The organism is Paraconexibacter sp. (assembly GCF_041602235.1).
Taxonomy (GTDB): domain Bacteria; phylum Actinomycetota; class Thermoleophilia; order Solirubrobacterales; family Solirubrobacteraceae; genus Paraconexibacter.
This window is the reverse complement of record NZ_JBFIGP010000011.1, coordinates 1-13402: the sequence shown is the minus strand read 5'-3', so window position 1 is coordinate 13402 and position 13402 is coordinate 1. Positions and strand designations below refer to the sequence as shown.

Here is a 13402-nt window from a genome sequence, read left to right as displayed (position 1 = left end):
GCCGTTCGGTGGGAGGACACCGCCGCGCCACGGCGAAATCAGGGCCGAATGCCTCGCGCCGCCGCCACCGCGAAGCGCACCCCCCCTGCGCATCCGCTCGAATACAACCTCCTGATGACGGCGACGCTGTGCCTCCTCGCCGCGGGCGCGGTGATGGTGTTCAGCGCCTCGTCCGCGCGCACCCTGCTGGAGGGGCAGGGGGACGGCACCTCCTACCTGGTCAAGTACGTGGGCTTCGGGGCGCTCGGGTTCCTGGGGCTGCATCTCATCGTCCGCACCCCGTTGCAGCGCATCCTCGCCTGGACCGGTCCCTTCCTGGCGTTCGCCTTCGTCTGCCTGCTCCTGGTCAAGACCCCGCTCGGGGTGAGCGTCAACGGCGCGCAGCGCTGGCTGGGCGCCGGGCCCCTGACCTTCCAGCCCTCGGAGATCACGAAGCTCGCGCTGCTCCTGTACTCCGTCAAGCTCCTGGCCCGCCGGCCTCGCGTGCCACAGCACCCGAGGGAGCTGATGCCGCTGGGCCTGGTCGTCGGAGCCGCCGTGGCCCTCATCGCCTCGCAGCCGGACCTGGGGACCGCGCTGGTGATCTCCTTCACCACCGCCGCGCTGCTGATCGCCGCCGGCATCCCGGTCCGGTGGCTGCTGATCGGCGCGGCGGTCGGTGCGGTGCTCGTCTTCCTCTACGCGATGACCGCTGAGTACCGGCGGGCCCGGCTCACGAGCTTCCTCGACCCCTGGGACACGGCGGGGACCACCGGCTTCCAGTCCGTCCAGGGCCAGATCGCCCTGGGCTCCGGCGGCCTGTTCGGACTCGGGCTGGGCCAGTCGGTCCAGAAGATCTTCTACCTGCCCGAGGCCCACACCGACTTCATCCTGGCGATCATCGGGGAGGAGCTGGGCGTCGCCGGCATCACCGTGGTCCTCTTCCTGTACGGCCTCATCGGGTACGCCGGACTGCGCGTCGCGAAGATGGCCAAGGGCCAGTACGCCAAGCTGCTGGCGGCCGGGATCACCGCCATGGTCCTCAGCCAGGCGACGCTGAACGTCTTCACCGTGCTCGGGCTCGCACCGCTCACCGGGGTGCCGCTGCCGTTCCTCTCGTACGGTACGACCAGCCTGTGGACGCTGCTGGCGTCCATGGGCCTGCTGCTGAACATCGCCGCCGGTGGCACCGCGCACATCCGCGTGGTCCGCGAGCCGAGCGGTCGCACCCGACACCAGACGAGGACGGACGGACGTGACGAAGGTCGTGATCGCCGCCGGCGGGACAGCGGGGCACGTGGTGCCGGCGCTGGCGGTCGCCGACGCACTGCGGGATGAGGGAGCCGAGGTCGTCTTCGTCGGCGGTCAGCGCGCCGAGGCCGATCTCGTCCCGGCGGCGGGATACCCGCTGCGGGAGATCCGCGTCGAAGGGCTCAGCCGCACGAACCCCCTGAAGGCGGCGCGGGCGGCGGCGCGGGCGCTGCGCGCGGTCGGCGCCGCGCGACGCATCCTGCGGGACGAGCGCGCCGATGTGGTCATGGGGGGTGGCGGGTACGTGGCCGGACCGGTCGGCGCCGCGGCCCTCGCGCGCCGCACCCCGCTCGTCCTCACCGAGGCCGACAGCCACCTCGGCCTCACCAACAGGCTCCTCGCGAGCCGCGCGCGCCGGGTCTGCCTGGCGTTCCCCCTGGCCGGGCGCGAGGGCGGGCGCTACCTCGTGACGGGCCGCCCCGTGCCACCGGCCGTCCGCGACCGGGCGGCTGCGCGGTCGCGCTTCGGGCTCTCCGACGGCGACGTCTGCCTGCTCGTCTTCGGTGGCTCGCTGGGTGCCCGGAGCCTCAACGAGGCGACGATCGCCGCCTACGGCACGGATCCGGCGCCGGGGATCGCCGGGTTCCGGGTGCTGCACGCCGCCGGGCGCCGCGACCACGAGCAGCTCGTCGCACGGCTCGGCACGCCGCCCCCGGCGCACTACGACCTGCGGCCCTACATCGAGCGCTTCGGCGAGGCCCTCCTGGCGTGCGACCTGTGCGTCGCCCGCTCGGGCGGCTCGGTGTTCGAGATCGCCGCGGCCGGCAGGCCGGCGGTGCTCGTGCCCTATCCCCACGCGGCCGCGGATCATCAGACCTCCAACGCCCGGTGGATGGTGGACGCCGGGGCCGCCGTGCTCGTCCCCGACGCGGAGCTCGACGCCGAGCGCCTGCGGACGGAGGTCGGGGCGCTGCTCGGCGACCCGGACAGGCTCGCGGCGATGGCGGCGGCGTCGGCGGCGCCGGCCCGCCCGGACGCGGCCCGGGTGATCGCCGCCGAGGTGCTGGCGGCCGCGCGTGCCGCGTAGTCTGGCGGCGATGCCGTCCGACGGACCCTGGAACGACCGCCGCCTGCACCTCGTCGGGGTGGGCGGTGCGGGCATGAGCGGCTATGCGCGCGTGAGCGTGCAGCTGGGCGCGCGGGTCAGCGGCAGCGACCGCGCCGACGGCCCGGCCCTGGCCGCCCTGCGCGAGCTGGGCGTCGAGGTCTCGGTCGGTCACGACGCGGCGAACGTGCCCGAGGGCGACGACGTCGAGGTCGTCTACTCCAGCGCCGTGCCCGCGACCAACCCGGAACGCGTGGCGGCCCGCGAGCGCGGTCTGCGAGAGGTGCCGCGCGCTGAGCTGCTCGCCGAGCTGAGCGCCCTGCGGAGGGTCATCGCGATCGCGGGCGCCCACGGCAAGACCACGACGACGTCGATGGCCGCGCACGTCCTGCTCGCGTGTGGCGCGCAGCCCGCCTACCTCATCGGCGGTGCGCTCACGACGACGGGCCTCAACGCGGACTGGCCGCGGACCTCCGGGCCGGGAGAGCGCGACCGGTGGCTCGTGGTCGAGGCCGACGAGTCGGACCGGTCGATGCTGCGCCTGGACGTCGACGTGGCGGTCGTCACCAACGTCGAGCTCGACCACCACGCCACCTACGGCTCGCTGGAGGAGGTCCGGGCCGTGTTCCGCGAGTTCCTCGAGGGCCCGCCGGACGCCGTGATCTGGGATCGCCCCGACCTGGTCGCGCTGCGACCCCCGGGGGCGGCCGTGACGCCCTTCGACGCCGTGGACGTGCGCCTGATGCCCGGTGGTTCCAGCTTCGCGTGGCGCGGGCGGGAGGTGACCCTCGCGGTCCCCGGGGAGCACAACGCGCGCAACGCGGTCGCGGCCCTGGAGGCCTGCCGCCTGACCGGCGTCCCCGACGCGGACGCGGTGGCGGCGCTCGCGGGCTTCCGGGGGGCCGGCCGGCGGTTCGAGCGGCTGGGGGAGACGGCCGCCGGCGTCCCGGTCGTCGACGACTACGCCCACCATCCGACCGAGGTGGCCGCGACGCTCGACGCCGCCCGCTCCTACGGGGCGAGGGTGGTGGCGGTGTTCCAACCGCATCTCTTCAGCCGGACCGAGCAGCTCCACCGCGAGTTCGGCGCGGCCCTGGCGAAGGCCGACGTGGCCTGCGTCCTCCCGGTGTACCCGGCGCGCGAGACGCAGGAGGACTTCCCCGGCATCACCGGACTGCTGATCGCCGAGGCGGCGTCCGATGCGCGGCCGGGGATGCCGGTGGTGTGGATGCCCTCCTTCGACGACGCCCGCCGCATGCTCGCCTCGCTCCTGCGCCCGGGGGATCTCTGCCTCGTCATGGGCGCCGGTGACGTCGACGCGCTGGGCCGGTCGCTGGTCGTGCCGCCGACCGGGTGATCCCGGGTTCCTCCCGGCCGTGGGAGGCGTCGAGGTCGGGCGACCGCGGGAGGGTTCGGGGCCGCGGCGTCGAACGAGCAGCCGTGGATGCCCGCCCGTTGTCCCTGCCGCACATCAGCCTCCGCGTTCCGGCGCTCGGGCCGCACGGACGCCGCCGGCTCGCCGTCGGCGCACTCCTGGCGGGGCTGCTCGTCGCCACCTTCCTGATCGTCCGGGAGTCCTCCCTCGTGGCTGTGCGTGACGTCAGCGTCACCGGCGTCAGCGGGCGGGACAGCGCCCGGGTCCGTGCTGCCCTCACGAGCGCGGCGCAGGACATGACCACCCTGCACGTCGACGTGGACGCGCTGCGGACCGCGGTGGCCCCGTACCCGATCGTCAAGGACCTCCGGGTGCACCGGGATCTCCCACACGGGCTGCGCATCTCCGTGATCGAGCACGTGCCCGTGGCGGGCGTGAGCGTCGACGGGCAGCGCATGGCCGTCGCCGCCGACGGAACCCTCCTGCGTGGGACCTCGGTGGCCGACCTGCCCACGCTGCCGCTGCGCACGCCTCCGGCGGGCGATCGCATCCCGGCGGGCCAGACCGCCCGCATCGTGGCGGTGCTCGGTGCGGCGCCCGTTCGCCTGCGACCGCTGGTCTCCAAGGTCTTCGTCGGCTCCCGCGGCCTGACCCTCCGGTTGTCCACGGGCACCTCGCTCTACTTCGGCACGACCGATCGGGTCGACGCGAAGTGGGCGGCCGCGGCACGGGTGCTCGCCGACCCCAGTTCGAAGGGAGCCACCTACCTCGACGTCCGGCTGCCGGAGCGTCCGGCCGCCGGCGGCCTCGAGCAGGTCGCGGTGCAGCAGCAGCAGACCGCGAGCTCCGGCGGTACCGCCCCGGGCGAGTCCGGCACGCCGGGTGCCGTGGGAGGACCGGCGGCCGGGGCCGCCAACCCATCCGCGACCCCACCGGTGACCCCCTGAACCGGTGGACGACCCAGACTCGACCCTCAACCCGAGGTTCAGGGTTCGCCGGAGCGGGAATCTCCTGCTCAGGTTGAGGGTTGATCCGCATGCAACGCCCGTTGCGGAGTAGGATTCCCGTTGACACGGCGTGAATCGCGTGCGTACCGTGCGTCGCCCAAGTCGGGGGACAGAACACCAAACTCTCAAGTGTCCCTCCAGAGTCGGACGGAATTTCTTTCATGGACAGCAGCGGCAGCTATCTCGCGGTCATCAAGGTCGTAGGCGTAGGCGGAGGCGGGACCAACGCGGTCAACCGCATGGTCGACGCAGGCCTTCGCGGCGTCGAGTTCATCGCGGCCAACACCGATGCCCAGGCGCTCCAGATGTGCGACGCCGACATCAAGCTCAACATCGGGCACGACCTGACACGTGGGCTCGGTGCGGGCGCGAACCCGGACGTCGGCTTCGGCGCCGCGGCCGAGTCGCGCGACGACATCAAGGAGGCGCTCAAGGGTGCCGACATGGTCTTCGTCACCGCGGGTGAGGGCGGCGGCACCGGCACGGGCGCGGCTCCCGTCATCGCGGAGATCGCCAAGAACGAGATCGGCGCGCTCACGGTCGGCGTCGTGACGAAGCCGTTCTCCTTCGAGGGCTCCCAGCGGATGCGGCAGGCGGAGGAGGGCGTCGCCCGCCTGCGTGAGGTCGTCGACACGCTCATCGTCATCCCCAACGAGAAGCTCCTGGGGATCGTCGAGCGCCGGACGACGATCATCGAGGCGTTCCGCGAGGCCGACAACGTGCTGCGGCAGGGCGTCCAGGGCATCACCGACCTCATCACCATCCCGGGCCTGATCAACCTCGACTTCGCGGACGTCCGCACCATCATGGCCGACGCCGGGTCGGCGCTGATGGGCATCGGGACCTCGGGCGGCGAGAGCCGCGCCGGGGACGCCGCGAAGGCCGCGATCTCCTCGCCGCTCCTGGAGGACAGCGTGGAGGGTGCGACCGGGATCCTGCTGAACATCACCGGCGGTCACGAGCTCGGCCTGTTCGAGGTCAACGAGGCAGCGGAGATCGTCCAGGGCGCCGCCGACCCGAACGCGAACATCATCTTCGGGTCGGTCATCGACGAGCGCATGGGTGACGAGGTGCGGGTCACGGTCATCGCGACCGGCTTCGATCACGGCCGCGCCCGCCCCAGGACGGCCCGCGAGGAGACCTCCAAGCGCGCCGAGCGGTCGACCAAGGACCGCTCACCCCGTGTCGAGCGCTCGTCGCTGGAGATCAGCGACGACGACATCGACATCCCGCCCTTCCTGCGGTAGGCCCGAACGGCGGGCCGGCGATCCGGCCCGGACCGTCTGGCACCCGACGCTCGACAGGGCGTCGGGTCGCTCTCCGATACCGTGCTGCGCGTGAGTCACGCCGAGACCCTGCAGCGCACGGCGCTGTACGAGACCCACGTCGCCGCGGACGCGAAGATCGTCCCGTTCGCCGGCTGGGAGATGCCCGTGCAGTACGCCGGGATCCGCGAGGAGCACCTCGCGGTCCGGTCCTCTGCCGGGGTGTTCGACGTCTCGCACATGGGGGAGATCAAGACCTCGGGACCGCAGGCGCTCGAGTTCCTGCAGCGGATCCTCTCCAACGACGTCGGGACGATGGCGATCGGCGGCGCCCAGTACTCGCTGCTGTGCCGCGAGGACGGCGGGGTCCTCGACGACCTCTTCACCTACCGGCTGGGCCCCGAGGACTACCTCACGGTCACCAACGCCGCCAACCACGCCAAGGACCTCGCCTGGTTCCAGGAGCAGGCCAAGGCCTTCCCGGACGTGCTGGTCGAGGACCAGGCCGCCGAGCACGCCATGCTGGCGGTCCAGGGGCCCGTGGCCCGCGAGATCGTGCAGACCCTGTCCAGCGGCCCGCTCCCGAAGCGGATGACCGCCGGCGCGCGCCGCATCCTGGGCCACCACGCCCTGGTGTGCGGGACGGGCTACACCGGCGAGGACGGGGTCGAGATCCTCTGCTCGCCGGAGGTCGCACCCTCGATCTGGGACGAGCTCGTGCGCCGGGGCGCCACGCCCGCCGGGCTGGCCGCACGCGACACGCTGCGCCTGGAGGTCTGCTTCCACCTGTACGGCAACGACCTGATGGAGGAGCGCGGGCCCATCGAGGCCGGTCTGGGGTGGGCCTGCAAGGAGGAGACGGGCTTCATCGGCAGCGAGGCGGTCGCGCGAACCCGGGCCGAGGGCCCCGACGAGAAGCTCGTGGCGTTCACCATGACCGGGAAGGGCATCGCCCGCCAGGGCAACCCGATCGAGGGTGGCGGGGTCGTGACCAGCGGCACGATGTCCCCGTCGCTGGAGGTCGGGATCGGCATGGCGTACGTGCCGGCCGCCCGCGCCACGCCCGGAACCCCGCTGCAGATCGACGTGCGCGGGAAGACCCGCCCGGCCGTCGTCGCGACGAAGCCCCTGTACACCCGACCCGCCGCGTAGCCTGCACGCGCACCGAACCCCGAGAGAGGAACCCACGATGGCCGACGCGAGCTACCCCGAAGACCTGCTGTACCACCCCGAGCACGACTGGGCGAAGATCGACGGGGACGTCGCGACCTTCGGCATCACCTGGTTCGCCCAGGACGCGCTCGGCGAGGTCGTCTTCTTCGACCCGCCCGAGGTCGGCAGCACCGTGACGGCCGGTGAGTCGTACACCGAGGTCGAGTCGGTCAAGGCGGTCTCCGACGTCATCGCGCCACTGAGCGGCGAGGTCATCGAGGCCAACGCCGCGCTGGGCGACACGCCCGACGCCATCAACGACGACCCCTACGGCGCCGGGTGGATGGTCAAGGTCCGGCTGTCGGACGTAGCCGAGAAGGACTCCCTGCTGGACCGCGACGCCTACGTCGCGACGCTCTCCTAAGAACGAAAGCCCTGAGGTACCCGTGAGCAGTTACATCTCCGCCACCCCCGAGGACCTCCGCGACATGCTCGCGACCATCGGGGTCGGCTCGATCGACGAGCTGTTCGCCGGCATCCCCGAGGGGGTGCGTCTGGAGGACGGCCTGGACCTGCCTGCGGGGCTGCCGGAGCAGGACGTCTACGCGCACCTGCTCGAGCTGGCACGCAAGAACACCTCGGCCGAGGACGAGGTCACGTTCCTCGGCGCCGGGATGTACGACCACTACGTGCCCGCGCTCATCGACATGCTGATGAGCCGCTCGGAGTTCCTGACCCCGTACACGCCCTACCAGCCGGAGATCAGCCAGGGCGGCCTGCAGGTGATGTTCGAGTACCAGACCGCGATGAGCGAGCTCACGGCGCTGCCGGTCAGCAACGCCTCCGTGTACGAGGCGCCCAGCGCGGTCGCGGCCGCGGGCTACCTGGCCAAGCTCGCCAACGGCAGGTCGACGTACGTGATGAGCGCCGGCCTGCACCCGCACTCCGCCCAGACGCTGCGCACGCTCGCCCACGGCTACGGGATCGAGGTCGTCGAGGTGCCGCTGAAGGACGGCGTGACCGACCCCGAGGCGTGGGCCGCGGCGATCGGCGAGGACACGAGCGCGGTGTTCTTCCAGAACCCGAACTTCCTCGGTGCCGTCGAGGACGCGAAGGCACTGGCCGACGCGGCCAAGAACTCGCCGGCCGTCGTCGTGGGGCAGTACGACCCGATCACGCTCGGCATCCTCGCCCCGCCCGGTGAGTGCGGCGTCGACGTCGCGGTCGGCGAGGGCCAGTCCCTCGGCAACCGGCTCGACTTCGGGGGCCCGTCGTTCGGGTTCTTCTGCGCCACCGACGCCTACCTGCGCCGCATGCCGGGCCGCATCGCGGGCGAGACCAAGGACGTGGACGGGCGCCGCGGGTTCGTGCTCACCCTCCAGACCCGCGAGCAGCACATCCGCCGCGAGAAGGCGACGTCGAACATCTGCACCTCGCAGGCGCTCAACGCGCTGGGCGGCGTCGTCTACCTCTCCTGGCTCGGCAAGCAGGGGATCGTGGAGCTGGGCGAGCTGCTGCTGCAGCGCACCCACTACGCGCGCCGGACGCTGGCGGCGGTCGACGGCATCTCCACGCTGCACGACCAGCCGGTCGTCCGCGAGTTCGCGCTGGACCTCGACGTCGACGGACTCGACGGGGTCGAGCGGGTGATCGCGCGGTGCAGCGCCGCCGGCTACAACCCCGGCTACGCGCTCGGACGCGACCCCGGAGGCCATCCGACCGGCCTGCTGGTCGCCCTGACCGAGCAGCGCACCCGGGCCGACATCGACCGGCTGGCCGAGCTGCTCGGCGAGGCGATCGCCGCGGAGCGAGCCACCGCCACCGCGACCTCCGAGGTGACGGCATGAGCCAGCTGCCCACCGCCCCCGGCGCCGAGTCGCCGATGCAGCGCGATCGCGCGGTCACGATCTTCGAGAAGGGCGCACCGGGCCGCCGGGCGTTCACCTGCCCGAAGCTCGACGTGCCCGAGGTCGATCCGCAGGAGCTGCTCCCCGCCGGTCTGCGTCGCATGCAGGCGCCGCGCCTGCCCGAGGTCAGCGAGCCCGAGCTCGTACGCCACTACGTGCGGATCTCGCGCCGCAACTTCGATCTCGACTCGGGCTTCTATCCCCTCGGGTCCTGCACCATGAAGCACAACCCGCGGCTGCACGAGCGTGTCGCGGGACTGGCCGGACACGCGCGGCTGCACCCGTTGCAGCACCCGTCCCGGGCCCAGGGCGCACTGGAGCTGATGTACAACCTCGAGCGCGCGCTCGGCGAGGTCGCGGGCCTGCCGCACGTCTGCCTGCAGCCCTCGGCGGGGTCGCACGGTGAGCTCGCGGGCCTGCTCGTGACGCGCGCCTACCACGAGGATCGCGGGGAGACCCGCACGAAGGTCCTCACGCCCGACACGGCGCACGGCACGAACCCCGCGACCGTGACGATGGCCGGGTACACGGTCGTGAAGGTGGGGACGAACGCCGACGGCGGCGTCGACCTCGACGACCTGCGGGCCAAGGCCGACGGCGACGTCGCCTGCCTGATGCTCACCAACCCCAACACGCTGGGCATCTTCGACCCGAACATCGAGGAGATCGCCAAGATCGTCCACGAGGTCGGCGCGACGCTCTACTACGACGGCGCCAACCTGAACGCGGTGATGGGCATCTCGCGCCCGGGCGACATGGGCTTCGACATCGTCCACTACAACCTCCACAAGTCGTTCACGCAGCCCCACGGCGGCGGCGGTCCGGGCTCCGGGCCGATCGCGGTCAGCGACCGGATCGCGCCGTACCTGCCGACCCCGGTCATCACGCGGTCCGAGGGCGACGACGGCGAGGGGCCGGTCTTCGACCTGGTGTACGACCCGTCCGACGGGCAGCCGGGCGCGAAGTCGATCGGTCGCCTGCGCGGCTTCCAGGGCAACTACGGCTGCTTCGTCCGGTCCTACGCCTACATCTGCTCCCTCGGGGCCGAGGGTCTCAAGGAGGCGTCGCAGACCGCGGTCCTCAACGCCAACTACCTGCTGGCGCGGCTCAAGGAGGCCGGCGTCGCCGAGTACCTGCCGCTGGGCTACGGAAGCACCTGCATGCACGAGTTCGTGCTGTCCGGGGCGCCGATGAAGAAGGACCTGGGGCTCAAGACCCTGGACCTCGCCAAGCGGCTGCTCGACCACGGCTTCCATCCGCCCACCGTCTACTTCCCGCTCCTGGTGGACGAGGCGCTGATGATCGAGCCGACGGAGACCGAGACGAAGGAGACGCTCGACGCGTTCGCGGACGCGATCCGAGCGATCCTCGAGGAGGCCCGCGAGGACCCCTCGATCGCGCAGAACGCGCCGTACACGACGCCGGTGCGGCGTCTGGACGAGGCGGGCGCGGCCAAGCACCCGGTCATCCGGCAGCCGCTGGACTGATGCGGATCTTCAGCGGCATCCAGCCGACGGGCCGCAAGCATCTCGGGAACTTCGTCGGGGCCATCCAGCAGTACGTCGAGGGCCAGCAGCGCGCGGTCGACCACGGGGACGTCGCGATCTACTGCATCGTCGACCTGCACGCGACGACCGTCGCCTACGAGCCACGCGAGCTGCGCGAGCGGCTCTACGACACGACGGCGATCCTGCTGGCGGCCGGCCTGGACCCCGAGCGATGCGTCCTCTTCCGGCAGAGCGACGTCCAGGAGCACGCCGAGCTGGCGTGGCTGCTGTGCTCGGTCACCTCGCACGGCGACCTGAACCGCATGCACCAGTTCAAGGACAAGAGCGCCCAGCAGCGCGAGCTGGTGTCGGCGGGGCTGTTCGTCTATCCGACCCTCATGGCGGCCGACGTGCTCGCCTACCGGGCGCACGACGTGCCCGTGGGCGACGACCAGCGCCAGCACGTCGAGCTCATGCGCGACATCGCGATCCGGTTCAACGCCCGGTTCGGGGCCGGGGCCGACGGTGAGCCGCAGGAGGTGCTCGTCGTCCCGGAGCACCGCATCCCGGCCGTGGGCGCGCGCATCATGGACCTGCAGGACCCGACGCGCAAGATGTCCACGACCGGCGGCAGCGTCGAGGGGACCGTCTACGTGCTCGACGAGCCGGCCGCCATCACGAAGAAGTTCAAGCGGGCGGTCACGGACTCCGACAACGAGATCCGGCACGACCGCGCGGCCAAGCCGGGCGTCTCGAACCTCCTCGAGCTGCTCGCGGTCTCGCGGGGGACCTCGATCGACGAGGCGCAGGCGTCGATGGCGGACGCCCGCGGCTACGGCGACCTCAAGACGGCGGTCGGTGAGGCCGTGATCGAGATGCTCGCCCCCGTGCAGGAGCGGTACGCACAGCTCCGTCACGACGAGGCGGCGCTCGAGGCGACCCTCGCGGCCGGGGCCGAGAAGGCTCGCGCCATCGCCTCCGACACGCTGGCGGACGTACGCGCCGTCATGGGCGTCGGGCCGGTCGCGGCCGGATAGGCCCCCGACGCGGGGGCCCGACGGTAGGGTCGGGCCTCGATGCCCGGTCGCCGTCTGGTCCTCGCCGGACTGCTCGCCGCCTGCGTGGGAGCGGGCGGGGGCGAGAGCGCCGTGGCCGCCACGGTCGACGTCCGCGGCGGTGTGCTGACCTTGCTCGCCGACATCGGCGAGCCGAACGACATCACGATCGTCGCGTTGGGCACCGACCTGCTGGTCGGCGACGCGGGCGCAGCCCTGCGTCCCGGGCCGGGGTGCCGCCCGTCCGGCGTCGAAGGTCGCGAGGTGGCCTGCGCGCGGGCGGAGATCGGCGCGGTCGCGATGACCCTCGCGGACGGGGACGACCGGGTCCAGGTCGGGGTGGCGCTGGCCGGCGCCATCGACGCCGGCGACGGGGACGACGAGCTCCGCGCCGGTGCGGCGACCACCTTGATCGGGGGGCCCGGAGCCGACGTGATGGTCGGGTCGCCGCAGGACGACACGTTCGTCGGCGGGAGCGGGCCCGACCTGATGGTGGGCGGCGCGGGCAACGACACCGTCCGCTACGACGACGGGCTGCACGACCGGGGCGTCGCCGTGTCGCTGGCCGCGGGGGCCGACGACGGGGCGTACGCCGAGGGGGATGACGTGCGCGACATCGAGCGGGTCGTCGGGGGTGCCGGACCGGACGGGGTCCGCGGGACCGATGCCGCCGAGTCGTTCGCCGGCGGCCCCGGCGCCGACGTCGCCGACCTCGGGGCCGGTGACGACGTGTTCGACGGCGGGCCGGGCGATGACCTCTGCCGCCTGGACGGACTCGGGCGGGACGTGTGCGACGGCGGCCCGGGCGAGCACGACGTCGTCACCTACCGCGGAGCGCTCGCGATGCGGATCAGCCTCGACGGCGTCGCCAACGACGGGGTGCCGGGTGCGCGTGGCAACGTCCTGGGAACGGAGGAGGTCGTCGGGGGCGAGGGGGACGACGTGATCGTCGGCAGCACCGGCGACGACGCGCTGCTCGGGCGCGGCGGCGACGACCTGCTCCAGGGCGGGGAGGGGGACGACGTGCTCTCCGGGGATCGTGGTGCGGACGTCCTCAGCGGCGGGGCCGGGCGCGACCGGGTGACCTACGCGTCCGTGTACGTCGCGGGACCGGTCCGGGTGGCGCTGGACGACGGGGCCGGTGACGGTGAGCCGGGGGAGGACGATCGGGTGGGCCGCGACGTCGAGATCGTGGAGGGCAGCTTGACCGGGGCCGACCGTCTGGCGGCCGGGCGGGCGCCCGTGGAGGTGCGCGGGCTGGACGGGGCGGATCTGCTGATCGGAGGTCCGGGAGCGGACCGGCTGCTCGGCGGCGACGGGCCGGACCGGATCTCCGCCCTGGACGGGCGGCGGGACACCGTCGTGTGCGGGCGCGGCGCCGACCGCGTGGTGGCCGACCCGTCCGACGTCCTCGTCGGGTGCGAGCGCGAGGGGCGGGAGCGCGTGGCGCTCGAGGTGCCTCGACGGCTGGTCGCGGGACGGCGCGCACGGTTCGTGGTCGGTTGCCCGGCGAGCTACCGCAGCCCGGGGGCGCGGCACCGGGCGCGGTGCGACGGGACGCTCACGGTGCGGGGGAGCATGTCCTCCCGGCGACGCTTCCGCGTGCCGTCCGCGGCTCGCCGGGGGGTCGAGGTCCGTCTCCCGCGGGGCGTTCGCGGGCTGCGCGTGAGCGTGCGGCTGGACGGGATCCGGCGGCCGGTGCGCTCCCGTACGGTGCGGTCGCGGGTGCGCTGACCGAGGCGCCGAATCCGATCGTTCGTACCCGAAAGACCTTCTCAGCAGGGACTTTCCCCGGGCCGTCCCGGGCGTCCGACCGGCG

11 protein-coding genes are annotated in these 13402 nt (G+C 73.0%); all 11 read left to right on the top strand.

Translation table 11 applies throughout. The features are described 5' to 3' along the window. Positions 1 to 48 precede the first annotated feature (48 nt). The 11 genes from ftsW to ABYE80_RS01745 all read left to right on the top strand — a co-directional run bounded on the left by ftsW (position 49) and on the right by ABYE80_RS01745 (position 13317). On the top strand, positions 49 to 1317 hold the full coding sequence (gene ftsW / locus ABYE80_RS01795) for a putative lipid II flippase FtsW (RefSeq protein ID WP_372788207.1): 1269 nt from the start codon (positions 49 to 51) through the stop codon (positions 1315 to 1317). Then, positions 1235 to 2317: an undecaprenyldiphospho-muramoylpentapeptide beta-N-acetylglucosaminyltransferase gene (gene murG, locus ABYE80_RS01790; RefSeq protein ID WP_372788205.1), complete on the top strand. Its 1083-nt coding sequence runs from the start codon at positions 1235 to 1237 to the stop codon at positions 2315 to 2317. The genes ftsW and murG overlap by 83 nt, the downstream gene beginning before the upstream one ends. A 10-nt stretch (positions 2318 to 2327) precedes the next feature. Beyond that, positions 2328 to 3692 carry a UDP-N-acetylmuramate--L-alanine ligase gene (gene murC / locus ABYE80_RS01785; protein ID WP_372788204.1) on the top strand — a complete coding sequence of 455 codons (1365 nt, stop codon included), beginning with the start codon at positions 2328 to 2330 and terminating at the stop codon, positions 3690 to 3692. Between the two features lie 83 nt (positions 3693 to 3775). Further along, the gene (locus ABYE80_RS01780; protein WP_372788203.1) at positions 3776 to 4657 is read left to right on the top strand and encodes a cell division protein FtsQ/DivIB; all 882 of its coding nucleotides are present in this window, start codon (positions 3776 to 3778) and stop codon (positions 4655 to 4657) included. A gap of 221 nt (positions 4658 to 4878) precedes the next feature. After that, positions 4879 to 5964, top strand: coding sequence for a cell division protein FtsZ (gene ftsZ / locus ABYE80_RS01775; protein WP_372788201.1), 1086 nt, complete (start codon positions 4879 to 4881; stop codon positions 5962 to 5964). 90 nt (positions 5965 to 6054) lie between these two features. Beyond that, a complete protein-coding gene (gcvT, locus tag ABYE80_RS01770; protein ID WP_372788200.1) occupies positions 6055 to 7134 on the top strand; it encodes a glycine cleavage system aminomethyltransferase GcvT in 1080 nt (359 codons plus the stop codon). A 37-nt stretch (positions 7135 to 7171) separates the two neighbouring features. Next, on the top strand, positions 7172 to 7558 hold the full coding sequence (gene gcvH / locus ABYE80_RS01765; protein WP_372788198.1) for a glycine cleavage system protein GcvH: 387 nt from the start codon (positions 7172 to 7174) through the stop codon (positions 7556 to 7558). Between the two features lie 22 nt (positions 7559 to 7580). Continuing rightward, a complete protein-coding gene (gcvPA, locus tag ABYE80_RS01760; RefSeq protein WP_372788196.1) occupies positions 7581 to 8981 on the top strand; it encodes an aminomethyl-transferring glycine dehydrogenase subunit GcvPA in 1401 nt (466 codons plus the stop codon). Between the two features lie 35 nt (positions 8982 to 9016). Then, positions 9017 to 10528, top strand: a complete 1512-nt coding sequence (gene gcvPB / locus ABYE80_RS01755) for an aminomethyl-transferring glycine dehydrogenase subunit GcvPB (RefSeq protein WP_372788226.1) — start codon at positions 9017 to 9019, stop codon at positions 10526 to 10528. Beyond that, positions 10528 to 11565, top strand: coding sequence for a tryptophan--tRNA ligase (gene trpS / locus ABYE80_RS01750; protein ID WP_372788195.1), 1038 nt, complete (start codon positions 10528 to 10530; stop codon positions 11563 to 11565). Before gcvPB ends, trpS begins: the two co-directional genes overlap by 1 nt. Positions 11566 to 11604: 39 nt before the next feature. Beyond that, positions 11605 to 13317, top strand: coding sequence for a hypothetical protein (locus ABYE80_RS01745; protein ID WP_372788194.1), 1713 nt, complete (start codon positions 11605 to 11607; stop codon positions 13315 to 13317). Positions 13318 to 13402: the final 85 nt, after the last annotated feature.

What these genes read in the sequence shown, in the direction of transcription:
- ftsW (WP_372788207.1), top strand. Translation starts at nt 49, where the DNA reads ATGCCTCGCGCCGCCGCCACCGCGAAGCGCACCCCCCCTGCGCATCCG.
- ftsZ (WP_372788201.1), top strand. Translation starts at nt 4,879, where the DNA reads ATGGACAGCAGCGGCAGCTATCTCGCGGTCATCAAGGTCGTAGGCGTA.
- gcvPB (WP_372788226.1), top strand. Translation starts at nt 9,017, where the DNA reads ATGCAGCGCGATCGCGCGGTCACGATCTTCGAGAAGGGCGCACCGGGC.
- trpS (WP_372788195.1), top strand. Translation starts at nt 10,528, where the DNA reads ATGCGGATCTTCAGCGGCATCCAGCCGACGGGCCGCAAGCATCTCGGG.
- ABYE80_RS01745 (WP_372788194.1), top strand. Translation starts at nt 11,605, where the DNA reads ATGCCCGGTCGCCGTCTGGTCCTCGCCGGACTGCTCGCCGCCTGCGTG.
- murC (WP_372788204.1), top strand. Translation starts at nt 2,328, where the DNA reads ATGCCGTCCGACGGACCCTGGAACGACCGCCGCCTGCACCTCGTCGGG.
- gcvH (WP_372788198.1), top strand. Translation starts at nt 7,172, where the DNA reads ATGGCCGACGCGAGCTACCCCGAAGACCTGCTGTACCACCCCGAGCAC.